General features: G+C 47.6%; 16 protein-coding genes. 4 read left to right on the forward strand and 12 right to left on the reverse strand.

From position 1 onward, the window contains the following. Positions 1-126: 126 nt before the first annotated feature. A complete protein-coding gene (locus MHM89_RS15550) occupies positions 127-1476 on the forward strand; it encodes a sodium-dependent transporter (RefSeq protein WP_045978167.1) in 1350 nt (449 codons plus the stop codon). Between the two features lie 26 nt (positions 1477-1502). Here the strand turns inward: MHM89_RS15550 and MHM89_RS15555 are convergent, their stop codons facing one another. From MHM89_RS15555 to MHM89_RS15565, 3 genes are all read right to left on the reverse strand, one after another. Further along, positions 1503-2477: a diguanylate cyclase gene (locus tag MHM89_RS15555; RefSeq protein WP_197275948.1), complete on the reverse strand. Its 975-nt coding sequence runs from the start codon at positions 2475-2477 to the stop codon at positions 1503-1505. A gap of 116 nt (positions 2478-2593) precedes the next feature. After that, on the reverse strand, positions 2594-3037 hold the full coding sequence (locus MHM89_RS15560; protein WP_151173720.1) for a GNAT family N-acetyltransferase: 444 nt from the start codon (positions 3035-3037) through the stop codon (positions 2594-2596). 67 nt (positions 3038-3104) lie between these two features. Continuing rightward, complete coding sequence (locus MHM89_RS15565) at positions 3105-3848, reverse strand: sporulation protein (protein WP_022945717.1); 744 nt, start codon at positions 3846-3848, stop codon at positions 3105-3107. Positions 3849-4043: 195 nt separating this feature from the next. Here MHM89_RS15565 and MHM89_RS15570 point away from each other — a divergent pair, with 195 nt between their 5' ends. Further along, the gene (locus MHM89_RS15570; RefSeq protein WP_045978168.1) at positions 4044-5618 is read left to right on the forward strand and encodes a cation:proton antiporter family protein; all 1575 of its coding nucleotides are present in this window, start codon (positions 4044-4046) and stop codon (positions 5616-5618) included. 270 nt (positions 5619-5888) lie between these two features. Then, positions 5889-6155 (forward strand): hypothetical protein, encoded by a 267-nt coding sequence (locus MHM89_RS15575; protein ID WP_022945719.1) that lies wholly within the window; start codon positions 5889-5891, stop codon positions 6153-6155. A 76-nt stretch (positions 6156-6231) separates the two neighbouring features. Here the strand turns inward: MHM89_RS15575 and MHM89_RS15580 are convergent, their stop codons facing one another. The 6 genes from MHM89_RS15580 to MHM89_RS15605 all read right to left on the reverse strand — a co-directional run bounded on the left by MHM89_RS15580 (position 6232) and on the right by MHM89_RS15605 (position 13797). Further along, positions 6232-7212, reverse strand: coding sequence for a sterol desaturase family protein (locus tag MHM89_RS15580; RefSeq protein WP_239409172.1), 981 nt, complete (start codon positions 7210-7212; stop codon positions 6232-6234). 12 nt (positions 7213-7224) lie between these two features. After that, complete coding sequence (locus MHM89_RS15585; RefSeq protein WP_239409255.1) at positions 7225-9429, reverse strand: TonB-dependent receptor; 2205 nt, start codon at positions 9427-9429, stop codon at positions 7225-7227. Between the two features lie 8 nt (positions 9430-9437). Next, positions 9438-10718, reverse strand: coding sequence for an imelysin family protein (locus MHM89_RS15590; protein ID WP_235419713.1), 1281 nt, complete (start codon positions 10716-10718; stop codon positions 9438-9440). A gap of 126 nt (positions 10719-10844) precedes the next feature. Beyond that, positions 10845-12602, reverse strand: coding sequence for a DUF4856 domain-containing protein (locus MHM89_RS15595; protein WP_239409173.1), 1758 nt, complete (start codon positions 12600-12602; stop codon positions 10845-10847). A 333-nt stretch (positions 12603-12935) separates the two neighbouring features. Then, the gene (locus MHM89_RS15600) at positions 12936-13550 is read right to left on the reverse strand and encodes a hypothetical protein (RefSeq protein ID WP_235419715.1); all 615 of its coding nucleotides are present in this window, start codon (positions 13548-13550) and stop codon (positions 12936-12938) included. Positions 13551-13566: 16 nt separating this feature from the next. After that, positions 13567-13797, reverse strand: coding sequence for a helix-turn-helix transcriptional regulator (locus tag MHM89_RS15605; protein WP_239409174.1), 231 nt, complete (start codon positions 13795-13797; stop codon positions 13567-13569). Positions 13798-13980: 183 nt separating this feature from the next. On the opposite strand from MHM89_RS15605, the gene MHM89_RS15610 reads away from it, so the two are divergent. Continuing rightward, positions 13981-15153: an acyltransferase family protein gene (locus MHM89_RS15610; RefSeq protein ID WP_239409175.1), complete on the forward strand. Its 1173-nt coding sequence runs from the start codon at positions 13981-13983 to the stop codon at positions 15151-15153. A 66-nt stretch (positions 15154-15219) separates the two neighbouring features. Here the strand turns inward: MHM89_RS15610 and MHM89_RS15615 are convergent, their stop codons facing one another. The 3 genes from MHM89_RS15615 to MHM89_RS15625 are packed head-to-tail and all read right to left on the reverse strand — an operon-like array spanning position 15220 to position 17570. Then, positions 15220-16476, reverse strand: coding sequence for an ATP-binding protein (locus tag MHM89_RS15615; protein WP_045978174.1), 1257 nt, complete (start codon positions 16474-16476; stop codon positions 15220-15222). 5 nt (positions 16477-16481) lie between these two features. Continuing rightward, positions 16482-17174, reverse strand: coding sequence for a response regulator (locus tag MHM89_RS15620; protein ID WP_022945728.1), 693 nt, complete (start codon positions 17172-17174; stop codon positions 16482-16484). A 15-nt stretch (positions 17175-17189) separates the two neighbouring features. Next, positions 17190-17570, reverse strand: a complete 381-nt coding sequence (locus MHM89_RS15625) for a DUF3019 domain-containing protein (RefSeq protein WP_239409176.1) — start codon at positions 17568-17570, stop codon at positions 17190-17192.

The following is a 17570-nucleotide window of genomic DNA, read 5'->3' on the forward strand; positions in this document are numbered from 1 at the left end:
ACCTTTTTTCTATGTACAGCGCGCTTTACCCTGCTATACGGGCAATAAATGCCCCCGTGAGCTTTTTATTTCATGGAAATTACAGTAGATTGGGAGCGCCGTTCACCTACAGAGAAATATAATAATATGAGTGCGTCGCGTGGGGAGTTTAGCTCCCGTTTTGGTTTTATAATGGCCGCTGCTGGCTCAGCGGTCGGACTCGGTAATATTTGGGGCTTCCCCACCCAAACAGCCTCCAATGGCGGGGCTGCTTTTGTATTGGCTTATTTAGTATTGGCGTTTTGCTTAGCCTATCCCGCACTGATGGCGGAATTGGTCGTTGGTCGCTATGGTCAGGCCAATGCGGTGGCATCGCTAAAGAAGGTGTCGAACCATCGCTGGCAACATCCCTTAGCCTTTATTGTTGGCTTTGGCGGCATCATTTGTGCGGGATTAATTTTAAGCTTTTACGCCATAGTGGCGGGTTGGATGATCAGCTTCACTGCTGAGCCGGTAGCGCAACTAGCCGGGCAGAACGAGGCTGCTAATTGGCTGACTAGCCAGTCACTGTCACGCAACTTACTCTTTGCAGGCGGCTTTATTCTCCTGACCGTGATGATCATTAGTAAGGGCGTTGAAAATGGCATTGAAAAGTGGTCGAAACGATTGATGCCAGCGTTACTGGCAATTTTATTCGCTCTGATCGCCTACGTAATGAGCCAAGACGGCGCTACACAAGGATTAAAGAACTACTTGCTGCCTGACTTTTCTGCGCTATTTGAACCGGCGCTGCTGGTCAGTGCTTTAGGCCAAGCATTCTTCTCGCTGTCGTTGGGCACCAGTGTGATGATCATTTATGGCTCGTATATCTCTAAAAGCGAAAACCTCGTTACCCTAGGTGCATCGGTTACCTTAATTGACGTGTTTATAGCCTTTGTTGCTGGCCTTTTGATAATCCCAGCGATGTACGTAGCACAAGCCCAAGGTGTTGAAATATTTGATGCCTCTGGCAAATTACTTTCTGAAGACACGCTGGTCTTTCAAGTGTTACCGGCACTTTTTGACTCCATGGGAAGTGCGGGGCTGTATGTAGGTTTTGCCTTTTTCGCCTTGATGAGTATAGCCGCGCTAACCTCGTCTATTTCCATGCTTGAAGCACCTGTGTCTTATACCGTTGAGAAGTTTGGCCTTAACCGCCGCCCAGCAACCTGGGTGATCGGCGTACTGATTTGTTTAGTGAGCTTCACTATCATTTTCAACTTTGAGCAACTGTTTGGCTTCGTGATTGCGCTAACAACGCGCTTCGGACAACCCCTACTTGGACTTATGTGTTGTGTTTTTGTGGGATGGATTTGGCATCGAGCGTCACTGCTCAAAGAAATTCAGTCTGGTTGCCCTGAGGCTGCGAATAGCTGGTTCTGGAAAATCTGGCCTTGGTATATCAAGTTCGTTTGCCCCATTTGTATTTCCTTGGTATTTATCAACTCGCTGCGCTAACAGCCTAGCTAGTCAGCCGCATTGAGTTACTGCGGCTGACTCCCCTGCTCAACAGTACATATCGCTTTATTTCGTCCTTGTGCTTTTGCTTGGTATAGGTTTTCATCTGCTTGTTTAATCATGCTGCGCCAGTCCTCAGGTGCAAATCCACAAGTGATCCCGCCAACAGAGACGCTAATACGGTGATAGTCCGAGTGTTTATGAGGTAAGGCTAACGCCCTGACACCGGCGAGCACCCGCTCTGCGATAAGTTGTGCTCCGCTTGCATCGGTATGCGGCAAAATAACCGCGAACTCCTCCCCTCCTAAGCGGGTTACAAAGTCTGTCGAGCGCATTAAGCTACGCGTGAGTACTTCAGCGATCTGTACCAACGCCGCATCCCCGGCGAGGTGGCCGTAGCTGTCGTTGTACTTTTTGAACCAGTCCACATCAATCAGCAAGGCCGATATTTCCGGTGTTTCATGGCGACTGGATAATTGCAGCATGGTGGACTCAAGGTAGCGGCGATTAAACACTTTTGTGAGTGAATCAACCATGGCCGCTTCTTTGTATTCATCGAGCATTTTCTTGTATTTTAAATGGTGCATTACTCGCTTGTACAAGGTCGTTAAGCTGTAGGGCTTACGCACAAAGTCACTGCACCCAGCATCCCAAAAATCAACTTCGCGCTGGGCATGCTCCTCACTGCTGACCATTAATACCGGAATATCATCAAAACGGCTGTGCTCTCGAATTCGCTGACATAAAACAATACCGTCCATGCCTTGCAAACTAAATTCGGTGATCACGATATGCGGGGCAATGTCCATAATAAGTCGCAGCGCAGCTTCACCATCACGGCAGCGCTTAACATTGAAATGAGGGGATAGCACCTCCCGCAGTAAATCAAAGTCGGCATCGTTGTCTTCGACTATTAAGACAGTGCTATCGTCGATAGCTTCTCTTAGGTGTTCTTCGACCTCTTCAGTATCCGGTTCCATCGGGGTGTTTGTTGCACTCAAGTCGCCCTCCATTGAGTCACTGGCGCTGTAATGCCCAGCCGGTGGCTTGTCATCTACTCGTTACTTTTATTCCCTAAAGGTAGGTGATATGAGCCATTAAGCAACTTTAGCGGGGGTTAGCGCTTATGCAAATACATATCCTGATGCTCAATGCCGTCTTCCAGATAAGGCGACCCACGCGTAACAAACCCCAATTGCTGATAAAAGCCAAGTAAATAGGTCTGCGCACTTAACATTACCGGACGTTCACTAAAAAACTGCTCACACACACCTAGAGCATGCTGCATTAAGCGCTGGGCTACCCCTTGTCCTCGTGCATGGGGCAGCACGAGCACGCGTCCGATAGCGACACTTTCTGACTTGTCGATACAACGCGCATAAGCACACAATTGATTGTTCTGATACCCTAAAATATGTTTGCTATTGGCATCAATATCGCCATCGTCTAGCTCTGGATAGGGGCAGTTCTGCTCGACGACAAAAACATCAACACGAGCACGCATCAAAGTAAATAATTCGGTGGTTGTCAGCTCATCAAAGCCTTTACATAGCCAGTGTATCGTCATACTTATATCCCATTAAAAAAGCCCAGCGGTGCTGGGCTTAACGCTTTGTTGTTCTGCTAACTTAGTGAATTAAGCGCTCTAATTGGTCGCAGATCTGTGATAAATTCACATGATCGTGCTCTATGGTCAAATCAATGTACCCGTCGGAGCGAAACGCGCGATCTAGCTCAATTAAAACGTGCGTTTTATGTGCTTCGGGGACAAACGATAGCTCGACCTCTTGAATGCCAAACATGCCGCCGCTTTGCGGTCGATACTCAAGTTCTTGATAGCATCCCGAGGTAGAATGGAAGCTCGGTGCGCGCAAATAGCCTTTTTCAACATCGGCTTTCATTAACCTAAAGCCCAGCCTATCCATTGCCTGCATACAGGCTTTAACAGCTTCGTTAGGGTAAATATGCAACGGATCGCGATCGCTGGCGTCAATGGCCAAATCGATATTTAAACCTGTTTGAATCCATACATGGGTTTGGTTGTAACCGGCGATAAATTCGGTGATCGGAGTTTCAGAATGCAATCGTGCTTCAAACGGAATACGTTTTTCTTCACCAGGTTGTAAGGTCAGCTTCTCGCCCACACGCCACTTTTCAATAATATGATTCGTAAAGTAATCGCCATCATCTGACTCTACTTTTACGCGGGTCATCAAGGCCAATTCCAAACCAGAAATATCTTGTTCTACATCACCCCCTTTTATAATGATTTCGGCATGAAACTTTTGCCCGGGGTGTAAATGCTCAGTTTGTAGTACCGTATCGACTTTCGCGGCACCAATTCCTACAGAGGCCAGGATTTTTTTAAACATCACTTCTCCTGTTAATGAATCCTTTATTGCATCTTAACCACAATTGCGCGCCCTTGTCAGTGAAAACTTATGCAAACCATAAAAAAACTTCAATCACGATTAAAGCGAGAGGAAATGGGCCCTGGCATACATAGTATTTTCAATAACTTCTACAATTAGTTACACTGATTACACCTGCACTAAGATAACACTTTTATGGAACTGATCTTTTTTGCCGTTGCCTTTGTTTGTGGTTTTGCCGCCTATCAAGTGAAACTTCCCCCCATGGTCGGCTTTTTGGTAGCCGGATTTGTCTTACATATGGCTGGCTATAAAACCACCGCATTATTGGATCAAATCGCCGCGTTGGGGATCACCCTATTGTTGTTTAGCATAGGCTTGAAGCTCAAAGTGTCGAGCCTGATGAAAGTGCAAGTGTGGCTCCCCGCCAGTGCCCACATTATTATTAGTACCGCATTGTTTTGTGGCTTTTTGCTACTGCTCGGGGTGTTCGCCCTGCCCCTCTTTATCGACCTGAACTGGCAAACTGCATTATTGCTTGGCTTTGCGTTTAGTTTCTCCAGTACCGTTTTTGCCGTTAAAGTGCTTGAAGATCGCGGTGAGATGTCGAGCCTCCATGGTAAAATATCCATCGGCATCCTGGTCATGCAAGACATCTTCGCGGTGCTATTTTTAGTAGCCAGTACTGGCAAACTACCCAATTACTGGGCAATTGCCCTGGTGGTGTTGTTGCCACTGATGCGCCCAGTTATGTTTTGGATATTGAACCGCTCCAAACACGGCGAACTACTGCCCCTGTTTGGCTTCTTTTTCGCACTTGTCGCCGGTTATCAAGCTTTTGAATTTGCGGGCATCAAAGGTGATTTAGGGGCCTTGATCTTAGGAATGATGTTTGCCAGCCACAAAAAAGCGGGGGAACTCGCTAAGTCATTACTGAGCTTTAAAGATATACTCCTGGTTGGTTTTTTCTTAACCATAGGTCTTAATGCCGAGCTCACCGCCAGTGCATTGGTTGCAGCTATCTTGGTGGTTTCTGTGCTGGTCTTTAAAGTCGCGCTTTATTATGTGCTGACTAATGCTGTGCGCCTACGTGCGCGTACTTCCCTATTGAGTGCTTTTACGCTTGCCAACTACAGTGAGTTTGGTCTTATTGTCTGTGCGCTAGCCGCAAGCAGTGGTTGGCTGTCGTCACAATGGCTGGCCGTGGTGGCCACGGCGGTCGCCATAACCTTCGTGATTGCTTCACCGTTAAATGCCAGAGCCAATGATATCTATGTAAAAATAGAGCGTTGGCTACTGCCTTTTGAAAGTGACTCGCGACTGCCAGAAGAGCTACCTGTGAATCTACATAATACCCGCATCGCTATTTTTGGCATGGGCCGCATAGGCACCGGTGCCTATGAGACTATAGCCCAGAGCTTCCCACAAGCGGTGGCGGGGATCGATATTAAACCCGAAGTGGTGGCTCGTCATGTCAAGCGCGGGCGTCGAGTGGTCACTGCCGATGCCACCGATCCTGATTTTTGGCAACGATTGAACCATGCGAAGGTGGAAATGGTGATGTTAGCCATGCCCAAGCACAATCAAAATATCTTCGCCTTAGAACAGTTACAAGCTTCGGGGTATGAGGGGCAAGTTACCGCCATTGCAAATTACCCAGATCAGCAAAAAGAGCTCGAGGAATTGGGCGTAAACTCTACTTACAACTTCTACCTTGAGGCCGGTAGTGGTTTCGCTGAACACGTCAAAGAGAAAATTTCACTTTCTTAAATAATCCCGCTTTTAGGTAAGTGATAACGCGTTTTATTTAGTTATCACTTACTTATCAATTTTGTACCTTGTCACCAAGCTTGGAACGTTCCGAATACAGGTGTGGCGCTATTTACAAAGCTTTACACGGTTGTTGGTAATAACCGTAAAAAAAGGAGTAAACTAGGTCTATACAGTGATGTAAGTCACTATTTTTAACACAGAATTTAGCAAAGGCAACCAGATTACATTCGTTAATATGCAATTGCCGATGTGTGTAGGAGGTTGATTATGACCATCGACAATAAGCAAGCAACGCACAGCAAACTTGATAAGCAGCAAATGCGTGAATTGCAGTCGCAGCTCGACGATATCCAAGACTCAGGTGTGACTCCGGAATTTTTACGTTACGTACTATTCCAAAAAATGCTCGATGTCTATCAAGTGCCAAAAGATCATGCCCTGCGCGGTGACAGCACCCCAGAGCGCTTAGACGACCCGGCCTTGATCAATCATCTACATCAGTTAGGTTTTGCCAAGCGCAGCGCCTACCACTAACTACTTTCTGAGGGCCTACTCCCTCATTTAATAGGCTGGCAATGCCCGTCGCCAGCCTATTCCTCTACCTTACTTTTTATGCCACTGGCTTTTTCAAAGTATCCGCTTTGCGCTTAGGTTTTAGGCTTGCGAAAGAATCGCGCACCGGCTTGGTGTAAATAGCCCAGATAGAATCATGCCCGGCATCGTATTGACCCACTCCGATACTGATCTTGCCCACTTCATCGGCGCGAATGAGGGTGCCGAATAATCGGTCCCATATGGCTAAAGCCGAACCCAGGTTGGTATCAAAGTGCTGCGGGTTGTCACTGTGATGAATTTGGTGTTGCGCGGGACTAATCAACCATTTTTCAACATGGCGCCCCCAACTCAGCCACACATGCGAATGGCGCAAGTTTGACCCCATGGCATTAAAAGCGAACACAAAAATGTTAGCACCGAGAATGTCCACCATGGATAACTTAGTCCCGAATAGGTAGTAGCATACACCGACCACCATCCCTTGTGAGAGCGCCATACGGCAGGCATAAAGGTAACTCTCTAGCGGGTGAGAGCGATAAATGGTGAAAGGGGTCAGCACTTTAGCAGAATGGTGTACCTTGTGGTAATGCCACAAAAAAGGCACCTTGTGTAGTGCGTAATGCAGTAAAAACCGTGAAAAGTCATCGGCTAAAAACAGCAATACGGTAAAAATGATGACCACGCTGGTTTCACTCAACGGCATCGGCGCTCGCAAACCAAACGCGCCCTCTAATAACTCCGTTGTCGCCAGCGCCACTGGCACCATGGTCAAAATAATAGGCGTGAACAACAGCGCCTTAAGCACACGGTTGTAAATCCATAACTGATAGTCTAGGCGGGCACTGGGTGCCCACCAGATTTTTTTGGCAAACACATAGCGAAAAAAGCCACGTGTTGATTTCTTGCTCTTACGCAAGCCATAAGCAAGCGCAGCTAAGATAAGGGCCATGATGCTGTAACCAATAAAAATACGCTTATTGGCGTCAAATAGATAATCCGGCGTTTGCGCGATGCTTTGCCAAATAGTCTCTAGCATGGCCCGACCCTCTTAGAACTGGTATTTATAACCAAGCGACAGCGTCCGTGGTTTACCCGGTCGCGCCCCATAAGGACGACGGCTGACGATGTTGTCTTGGTCAAACAGGTTATCTACCTTGGCATACACGCGGCCATATTGGCCAAGCTCATAATGAGCCGCGATATCAACCACTGTGGTTGCCGGCACTTCTTGACCCGCTAAGGCGACATCAAAGCCCTCGTAACCGACGCCTGCCGTTTCTGGCATATCGCTGACATACTTAATGAGCATATCAACCGCCCAATTTTTATGTGCCAACCCGATACTGAGCGTCGCTTGGTGCGTTGGCAAATAAGGCAGCCTATCGCCAGGGCGAATGTAACCCCACTGCACAAACTCAGAGAACAACGCTTGTTTAAACTCGCTTTGCGTATAGGTATAAGTCAAACTCATAGGAATATCGAGTTGCAGATTTAACGGATAGGTTTGAGCTATTTGCGACTCGACTCCCCACACATCGACCTCGCCACCGCTGAATTCTTGATCAAGCTGACCTTGGCTGCCGCAATTTGACTGGCCACAGCTTTCAATTAGATTAGCGTAATCATTGAAAAAGCCAACCATTTCAAATTGGGTGATGCCGTCGTTATAACGACCACCAAATTCATAGTTCACGCTTTTTTCAAACTCGTCTTCGCCATCGCGCACTGGCGCTGACGGGCTAGCAGGAACAAAGCCTTGGTGAACACCAAATAGCAAGCCGCTGTTATCATCTAACTGATAAAAGCCGCTGATCCCTGGCAACCATACACGGGTGGTCTTTTGTTGCCAATCATCAGCAAAACCCGACTTATCATTTTGATAGGTCATATCCATCAGCTCACCGCGCACGCCAACACCTAAGGTTAGCTTATCGATGGTTACCTGATCTTCTATATACACCGACCAGGCATCGGTGCTTTCTGTGTTCTCGGTGGTGAACCGGCGGGTCTCGGCGATGGCAGTATTAATGCCGTCAACCATGGCATAGGTGTCTTCATAGTGATTACGCTCAATCTCATCTTGGTGGAAACGAACCCCAAACGAGACTGTGTGCTGCAAGCCAAACAGCGGCACTTGCCAATCACCATCGAGCTGAATGCCTTGTGAGTAGTACTCACGGTCATTGGTGCCCATATTTAAAAAGTAATTAGTTTCACCGGCGAGCACAGAATCGCGCTGGCCACTTAACACCTGATATTGACCAGCAAACTGCTCAGGGCTTGCCAAAATATCAGATAAGCTAGCATTGCTGTTAGACAGGCTATTTAGCTTTAACCAAGCACGCTCGTAATCGTTACGATAAACCCGGGTTGTTAGGTTTACATCTTCAGCGCTTAGCTGATAGGTAAACATCACTTGCGTATGCTTAGTATCCATTTGTGCCGGCTGGGATGCGGCATAACGGCGATAGGGGTTAGCCTTATAATCGGCGTCGGTAAGGCCTAAATAGGTCTCATCGGAGAGCTCATCGGCGTAAGAAAGCTTGACCTCAAAACGCTGGTCGAAACGCTGGCCATCCAGCTGATAATCCACTTTGACCAGTAAATCGTCTTTATCGAAGCCAGTATCACCGCCGCCATCGAGCTCTTTAAAACCATCACTTTGTAAGTGCACCCCTTCGACTAAAAAGCCAAGGTTGCCTTGACGGTCGCCATAATAAGCATGGGCTTTTTTGTAGCCATCTCCACCGACAGATAAATCGACGCCACCAATACGATAATCTGGCACTTGGCGGCTGACCATATTTAGTGTTCCGGCCACAGTTTGTGGGCCGTATTTTATCGCCGCTGGCCCTTTAAAGACCTCCACCGCCGTCATCCGCGTGGTTAACGGGAAGTAGTAAGCGGCGGGCGCAGAATAAGGAGCCGGACCAATCAACACCCCGTCTTCTAAAATGGTGATTTTCTTACTACGCTCTGGCGTCACCCCACGAAAGCCGATATTCGGGCGCAAGCCATAGCCATCTTCTTCGCGTATGTTGACTCCGGGTACCTGTGATAGCACGCGGTGAATATCGTCAAATTCAAACTCTTCAAGCTGCGCTTCACCTATTAAGGTGGCCGAGCCTGCTTCGGTGCGCAGTTTGTCGTGGTGGCTAATAATCTGTATATGCTCGAGCTCTTTATCAGCAGCAAAAGCATTCAATCCAAATGCCGCAATACTCACGGCTAAGGCAAGTTTACTGTGTTTCATCATGATCCTTAATCGTTATCACCCGCCGAAGTGGTCGGCAACTCAAGTGCCAGCTCATTGATAAAGTCGTTCTTCAACTCATCGGTAATGGCTTTAACTTGGGTGTGCACTTCACGTACCTGCTCTTCGTTATCAAGTAATGCAGTGGCTAAGTCACTTTCAATTGCCGCAATCGCCGCTTTAGTGTCACTGATCCCTTGCAGCATACGCTCTTTAGTGGCGCTTGCTTGCTCATCATCAAGGTAATCGTCGAAACCCACTAACGCGGGCTCGCCCTGGCGTTGACCCACGACTAGGGCTTCAAAGGCGAGCAAGTTGGCTTTGATATTCGCCAATGAGCTTTTAGCATCGAGGCTCTCTACATCCTGTGGACACGCAGACGTACCACAGGAGTTAGGTAAAATCCCTATGGGCTCCGCCAACTTTTTATCTTTGACCACTTCGGTTAAATAAAACATTGCATCGGAGATGTGATTCAGGGCGCTATGGGCAGATTCAAACTGCGACCCGCTTTGTCCCGCTGATTTGAGCTCGGCGGCAAAGCCATTGTCGCCCTGCCATTTTTCCAACAGTTCAGCACTGGAGTTGCGCACATCCATTGCTGCGGTGACAGCATACTCACAGCGCGCCACTTTACGCGCCAGCACAGTGCGGCTATTCCAATCCGCTAAAGCATCATTAGCAACGCTACAATGGTGATCATACTGCTCATTAAAAAGCACATGTTGCAACGCAAAGAGGCCCCGCCGTGTGGCAGTACGGGCACTGATATCGTATGGTCGCTCAGGGTCGTTATTAATGACGCCGTCTTGGTGGTACACCACATCTTGGTCAATGCCACAGCGGCTAATAGCAGGCCACGAATAAATGCGGTTACGCAGCTCGCCGTTGTTGGTCAAAAGCGGTCCCATTTGCATCATCTCTACCTGCTGCCAAGCGCCCATGGCATCTAACCATGCATCTTGGGCTTCAAGCATGGCCGTTTGCGCCTGCTCCGAGCTGGTTTGGACACTGGCTTTCTCCAGCTCACAATAACTGGCAATCGCACTTTGCTGCGCTTGTGCTTGCTGATGAAATAAAGTAAACGCCGGGGTGATCACGTTATCAACTAAGCTTGCCACCAGCGCCGCTTCATCAAAGCTGGTCGGCTCGGTCGGTGAGGTTGGCTCACCGCTGCCACTGTCATTAAAACCGGCGCCTTGCGAGCTTGAGGTGCTCTCACCACAGCCGCCCAGAGCGAATGCCACAGCAAGAGCCAGAGCGCCCTGCTTGAGGATTGCTTTTTTCATTCTACCTTCCCACTTGCTAGGTTTCCCACTAGGGGATTTAAACGACAAAAAGGCTAGCATTAAGCCGAGGCCTAAAAGCTAACCTTTTATGATCTTTATGCTGGCCTTAGGCCATGCAACTGAGCCTTACCAGTTGGCAACATTCTCAGCGTTGAAACCGTATACTTGTTGCATCAAGTCACGAGCTGTTTCTAGGTCAGCCTTATATGCGGCAATAGCATCGGCGTCGCCGGTGACTGGTGCGTCACCAAACAGCGCGTGTAACTCGGCGAACTTACCAGCATTGGCATCGTCATTAAAAGGAGAGAATGGGCTGAACTGGAAGTTCAACGCAAAGCCTTTCATCTCACCAAAGTGCTTAGCTAAGTCGGCAAAGCTGTCGGCACTGTAGTCACCATCGCTAATTTCATCTAAATCAGCCATCGTATCGTTGATGTAGTGCACAACCGTAGCGGCAACCGCCTTTTCCCAATTGGCAACGGCGATATCACGGTGCGCCAATAACTCATCCATTTGCGCGTCGCTAAGCTCGCTGCCGACATTATCGTTGATGATTTTACGCCCGGCTATAAAGGCGTTCATCGCTGCTGCGGTGAAATCTGTGGTCACTGTCGCGCCACGGTCACGCTTAGCGGCGTTCGTTGAGTTACCCCAGTTATACTCTGCAGCTAGGTCAATCTGACCATTGCTGTCGTAATCGTTGTAACCATTAGCAAAACCATCACGGCCGCCCTTACCGGCGATTTCATCGTCGCTGTACTCTAGGTAATTGCGCGCCGCACCGAAATAACCAAAACCTTCATCAAACTGGTGCTCAAGCGTGGTGTATAAAGCACCGTCTTTTTGCGCCACGATGTTATCGGTGGTCAGACCTTCATCAAGGTAGTCATCGGTGCCTTGAGAGAACATCAATGCGCCTAGGGTGTGCTTTTGAATAAGCTGATTGAGGTCAAGACCAGTTTCAGTAATGTACAACTTAGTGATTTGATTGCCCGCTGGGTCAACCAACAGCTCGCCTGCATTGTATTTATCAATGTTTGCCGCTAGCAGGTCGAAATAATGAAACACTAAGCCTTCAGGTGTTGCGGCCTCAGCACCAAATTCGCTCCATCCCACAAAGCTACCGGCTGCAAGCCAGTCTTTATGCATTTTCGCTGCGTCTGCACCAGCGACTTTGCCGCTAAGCTCTTTACCTGATGAAGAGATTTGAGCAAAAGAGTTTTGCTCTGTCTCAATGCCATCTGCGAAGTTAAGGCTGCCGTCTTTGATGGCTTCATAGTCACCCCACAATGCCATCAACTGCGCTTTGACAGCATCGCCGGTCAAGCTGTTAGTGGTTACAAAGTCACCAGTGAGTTGGCCAATGTAGTTTTTGATTTCTGCGCTTAGGGCATGGCGAGCGATCTGTCCGGTGTAGCTCACCGAAGAACCGCTTCCTAGTTTAGAATCGAACTCATAAAGGTTAACACCTGCTTCAGGGGCCACATCGGCAACCGTTACGGTTAATTCTTTTGCAAAGCTTAAACCACCCGCATCGGTCACTGTGACGCTTACGCTAACCTCAGTTTGCTGCTCGTAGTTCAGAGCAATACCATCTTTAAGCTTGAGGGTATTACCGTCAACAATTTCAAAACGCGCTTCATCAGCGCTCAGCGTATAGGTAAAACCAGAATCAGCGTCATCAGTGGCACTCAACGCGCCTACTTCAGCGCCCACCAAATCGTCATTTACCGACGTGCTAGACAAGCTGATGTCGGTAGGAGCTGTATTTGTTGGTTGTTCTGGGGTGGTGTTATCTGATGAATCTGATGAACCACCGCAGCCAGTTAAACCTAGGGTGGCAGCTAGCACGGCACTAGCAACTAAAGATTTACGCAATGTCATGTTGTTATCCCACTAAAGATGTGAATCATTCTCATTTTAATTGCTGTCATTATAGGGATACTCAAATAACAATCAATGGTATTTATAAGTTTTTTTAAAATCACAAATTAAAATAAATTAAACAGGTACGTAAGAAACCCGCTGAGGGCTCACACTGTTCACATCACCGATGTGAGCATACTTAATTAAGACGCGAATAAGCGCTGCGCGCACGAGCAATCGTATATAAAGGATAACAATCGGACGACAATTAGGATGGACTGGCTAAAGACATAAGCCGAAATGCTGGCTCAGCGCCAAGGGCGCCAAGCCATGTATGTCAGTGATGTGCTGTTACACCACCTCCAGCGTGTCTGGTTTTTTACTGAAAAATAGCGTTAGCACAATAAGTGCCATTGGGAATAGCAGCAAGTTCACGTAGGCAAACACCATCGTCAGCTGCAAAGTAGCAATGATGAGTAGCATGATTGCGAAGACTTTTAGCAACACTTGATCACGAGCTGTCTCAACCAGCAAGATAAGCGCCAAGGCAATAGCGAAAACGCTGTACAGTAACAAGCAACCACCGGCAATAAATAGGGCAACAACCGCACTATTTGAAAACGTATCAGGCTGCATCTCCTGGCCTGTTATCGCAAAGAACAGATCAAAGAGTATGGTGGCGTGAAATATAGCGACAATACACGCCAAGATGATGAGCATTGTCCGCGCCAAGCGCAAACTCAAATGATTTTTTAATACTCTCGCCAGGGTCCAATAAATATAGATCTCAAGAGCACCAATCACCATAAACAAGGCATCGGACCAAGACAGACTATAAAGGTCTTGTTGAAATGCGGTGTCAAAGCCATCAAACGCGTGGCCATATAGGTTGCTCCAATATAGTGGAAATAGAATCGCTAGCAATACCGTAGCGATAGCCGGGATAACGAGATCACGGTTTAACATATCTGCTCCTGAGATTTTATTTATCATTATCTGAGTAATCAGCATCACGCTCGTAGACCAAAATATCACCGGGCTGACAGTGCAATACATCACAGATCGCAGCCAAGGTGCTAAAGCGAATCGCCTTTACTTTGCCATTTTTGAGTAAAGATAAGTTGGTCATCGAAATGCCTATTCTTTGCGACAATTCCGTGAGTGACATCTTTTTCTTTGCTAACTCAACATCAAGGTTTATGCGTATTTTCATGCTGACTAAATTACGACCAAAAACAATGTTTGTCAAAATATATTTTACGATAAACATAAAATAATTAGGTTTGGGCTGATTGAGAAAGGTTCTTTTTCAATGACAAAAGCGTGTTTCAGCAGTGGTCATACACGCCCACTCAGTGTTAGCATTAAAGGAACAGGGAAGTGTTAGGAATGCCGAATGCAGCAGCGTTTTCATTATATTGATAATTTACGGGGCTTAGCGTTATTACTTGGCGTCGTGTTCCATGCCGCCTTGGCCTATGGCCCTTATTTTCACAATATGTGGCTGAGTGTCGATACCAACAAACATGTGCTGTTTGATTATCTCGCCATGTGGACACACCTATTTCGCATGCCACTGTTTTTTGTTATCGCTGGGTTCTGCGCCGCTATTTTAGTGACCAAACGCGGTAACGGTCATTTTATTCGCAACCGCTCCAAGCGTGTGCTGCTACCCTTTGTTATTTTTTTGCCACTGACGCTGCTGGTGCTATTTCAATTAATGATATGGGGAGTAGAGTTCAGTGACTATCCCCCGCCGTTAGTAAATCTACTAATGGCTGTGAAAGAGCCGCAGATCAACACTATGCATCTATGGTTTTTATGGTACTTGATGCAATTCTGTGCACTGTTTTGGTTGCTGAATAAAAATCAGCGGTTAATAAGCAAGTTGCTTGAGGTGGTTGTTAATCCGGTATTTATAGTGGTTGCGTTACCCGTTGTAATAAGTGCTGGGATGGCTCACTTAGTCGTGCCCTTCCCTGCACCCCACACCTTACAGCCGCAACTTTGGGCTTATTGCACCTATGGGCTTTTGTTTATGCTAGGTGCAAGTTTATACCATCACCACACTACCGTATTAGCTGCGCTGCGTTATTTTAAGCCGCTCGTGCTCGTTGCCTGTTTAACCGTGGGCGCGTATTTTTACCTATTACCTGAAGCACCGAGCCTTGAACAAGTAAGGATTGCCGTAAATACCGGTGAAACTCGCGTAGCGCATATCAACCTGTTGTTAGTTGTAGTACAAACCCTCGCCATATTAAGCTGCACCGCTGTGGCATATTTAGCGGGCTATCGCTGGCTGAACCAATACAATGAGTATAGCCGCTACATCTCCGACGCTTCCTATTGGATTTACCTTATGCACATTCCAGTATTAATGTGCGTGCAAATACCACTCAGCAATACCCTACTTCCAGCCTTAGCCAAGTTTACTATTTCACTTAGTACCACGTTGTTGATAGGTTTTATCAGCTACCATTTCGGCGTAAGATATACCGTGCTGGGGATGTTGTTAAATGGCACCAAAGCAACGCCTATGCAAAGCAAGGCGATGGATTCACCGCGCTAGGGGGTATCTGCCGTCGTTCTTGTTGTGATAGTACCGCAAGGCGAGTAAGGCAAGGTCTGTATTTGGCTAGTCTAAGCCAAGGGTTTTGCCTTTGATAAACGGTAATGTGATGGTAAAGCGTGCCCCACCCAGTGGACTGTCGTCGACACTGATCTCGCCTTGGTGCCAGTGAACAATTTTGCCACATATAGCCAAACCAAGGCCGTAGCCCCCAGTGCGTTTATCACGGCTTTTATCCAAGCGAATGAATGGTTTAAAGATATCTGCTCGTTTACTATCAGGGATCCCCTCGCCATCATCTTCGACACTGATGATACATTGCTCCTCGCTGGCTTGGAGGCGCACTTCTATACGACTGTGGGCATGTTTAATGGCATTGCCTAAAATATTTTGAAATGCACGGCTGATAAAGTGTGGATCGCAACGATACAAATTAGGCTGCTCATAAATTACTGAGATTGCAATTGCGCTGTCAAAATTGAGCTTGTCTACCAGTGATTCCATCAGCTCATTCAAATCCACTAAATGAGATTCTAAACTCGGACTTTGCGCGTCCAAGCGCGCATAATGCAGCATTTCACTGACTAAATTTTCCAGCTCGGTAACATCACCGGTCATCGACTGCACATACTTGCGTTGTTTTTCATCGGCGCCCTGCTCAACCATTGCCAAGGCAAATTTAAGACGCGCTAGAGGGGTGCGAAACTCATGGGATACGGAGGAAGTCAGTTCACGTTGTGCGTCTAGCAAGCTGTGAATACGTCGCTGCATCACTTGCAGCGCATCGGTAATGGGCAATAAAAACGAGCGGCCAATGTCACTGACCTGAAACTCGCGGCGGCCATCCACTTCGGCACAGGCTTCGCTGAGCTTATTAAAATCCCGCCACAACATGAAGCTCCACAGCCCCACCGGCGCACCAACAACCAAGAGCACCAACAGGTACGGCCAAAAGAAGCCTTCTTTTTCAGGCTTTTCCAAGCGTACGGGGCCCACTTGTAAAAGCTGTAAGTCGCCTACAGGGACATACCAAATAAGATGCTCATTGGCGTCATACACATGCACAGCTTCTTTATTATCGATCCGAGTTTGTAGCTCAACAGGCAAGGCAATGGCACCACTGTCGATGGTGCGCATAGGATAGTGACTTTGGATATATTGACGCCCTAATGGGCTTTGTGCCAGCGCTTTGAAGTTATGGCCTAACTCCAACGCTAACGGAGTCGACTGTTCATCAACGGGCCACAGGCGCTCGATTACGCCGGTCACCAACACTAAGGATACAATGATATATAGATAAAGGCTGACGAACAGTTTGCCCAAATTAGTTATTCACTCCACGCATCGCTTACAAACAGGTAACCCTGACCCCATACCGTTTTTATTCTATAGGGTTTATCACTATTATCACCTAGTTTTTTGCGTAATCGTGAAATTCGTACATCAACAGTTCTATCTAAACCATCGTACTGACGGCCAATCATTTGTTCGTGTACATATTCGCGGCTCAGTACATCACCGGCATTGCTTGCCAGTAACCACAATAGCTCGAACTCATGAGAGGTCAGCGATACTTCCTGCCCTTTCAACGTCACAATGCGGCTATTTTTATCAATTTTCAGCTCGCCAAAGGTGACACTTTGCACGCTTTTATCTTGCTCTTGGGTGCGCCTTAACAGTGCGGTAATACGCGCCAGCAGCACCCGAGGCTCAGCAGGTTTTATCACATAGTCATCTGCACCTAGCTCAAGACCGATAACCTGATCAAAATCTTCGCCTTTGGCGGTCAACATTAAAATGGGTAGCGCGTACTTATCACGTACTTCGCGGCACACAGTGAAGCCATCCTTGCCTGGCAGCATGACATCTAAAATCATTAAATCCACCTTGTGTTTACTAAGGTAGTCCATCACCTCGTCACCGCGAGACAGCACTGCGACATGTAAATTATTCTGTTGCAGATAGTCTCGGGTTAGCTCTTGTAGAGCCAAATCGTCCTCAACTAAGAGTATGTTCGCCATGTGCCAACTCCTGAATTAAAAAAAACTCCACACCGAACGTAAGCGCCGACGCGAGCTTTGCATCGTTTGCAGTTCCAGTTGGGTATCTACGACTAATTCGCCGGTTTGTGCATGGGTAAGGGAGTATATGGCCGGTAACTGAACCTTGGCTTTATACTGCCACTGCCCTTGCCGCTGGTCTTGCCAGCATTGCAAGGTTCGCTCGTTCTCGCGCAAGCACACCGGCATCGCTTGCGGTAGTTGCCAACGGACATGCATGGCCGTTTCGCACGCCTGTCCCTTTTCGGCAACAACACAATATTGCGGAGCAATCACCAATGCCGTATCACTTAGCGTAAGCGTACTGCTAAGTTGCATGGCATTAACTAAGGTCGCGGCAAAAACGGCGCTGATCAT

The sequence above is a fragment of the Pseudoalteromonas sp. CNC9-20 genome (assembly GCF_022347875.1).
Taxonomy (GTDB): Bacteria; Pseudomonadota; Gammaproteobacteria; order Enterobacterales; family Alteromonadaceae; genus Pseudoalteromonas; species Pseudoalteromonas ruthenica.

Excerpts from the sequence above, each read along its gene's own strand:
- MHM89_RS15550 (WP_045978167.1), top strand. The coding sequence starts at position 127 with ATGAGTGCGTCGCGTGGGGAGTTTAGCTCCCGTTTTGGTTTTATAATG.
- MHM89_RS15620 (WP_022945728.1), bottom strand. The coding sequence starts at position 17,174 with ATGGCGAACATACTCTTAGTTGAGGACGATTTGGCTCTACAAGAGCTA.
- MHM89_RS15585 (WP_239409255.1), bottom strand. The coding sequence starts at position 9,429 with ATGAAACACAGTAAACTTGCCTTAGCCGTGAGTATTGCGGCATTTGGA.
- MHM89_RS15565 (WP_022945717.1), bottom strand. The coding sequence starts at position 3,848 with ATGTTTAAAAAAATCCTGGCCTCTGTAGGAATTGGTGCCGCGAAAGTC.
- MHM89_RS15600 (WP_235419715.1), bottom strand. The coding sequence starts at position 13,550 with ATGTTAAACCGTGATCTCGTTATCCCGGCTATCGCTACGGTATTGCTA.
- MHM89_RS15610 (WP_239409175.1), top strand. The coding sequence starts at position 13,981 with ATGCAGCAGCGTTTTCATTATATTGATAATTTACGGGGCTTAGCGTTA.
- MHM89_RS15575 (WP_022945719.1), top strand. The coding sequence starts at position 5,889 with ATGACCATCGACAATAAGCAAGCAACGCACAGCAAACTTGATAAGCAG.
- MHM89_RS15590 (WP_235419713.1), bottom strand. The coding sequence starts at position 10,718 with ATGAAAAAAGCAATCCTCAAGCAGGGCGCTCTGGCTCTTGCTGTGGCA.
- MHM89_RS15580 (WP_239409172.1), bottom strand. The coding sequence starts at position 7,212 with ATGCTAGAGACTATTTGGCAAAGCATCGCGCAAACGCCGGATTATCTA.
- MHM89_RS15570 (WP_045978168.1), top strand. The coding sequence starts at position 4,044 with ATGGAACTGATCTTTTTTGCCGTTGCCTTTGTTTGTGGTTTTGCCGCC.
- MHM89_RS15625 (WP_239409176.1), bottom strand. The coding sequence starts at position 17,570 with ATGATCAGCGCCGTTTTTGCCGCGACCTTAGTTAATGCCATGCAACTT.
- MHM89_RS15595 (WP_239409173.1), bottom strand. The coding sequence starts at position 12,602 with ATGACATTGCGTAAATCTTTAGTTGCTAGTGCCGTGCTAGCTGCCACC.
- MHM89_RS15605 (WP_239409174.1), bottom strand. The coding sequence starts at position 13,797 with ATGAAAATACGCATAAACCTTGATGTTGAGTTAGCAAAGAAAAAGATG.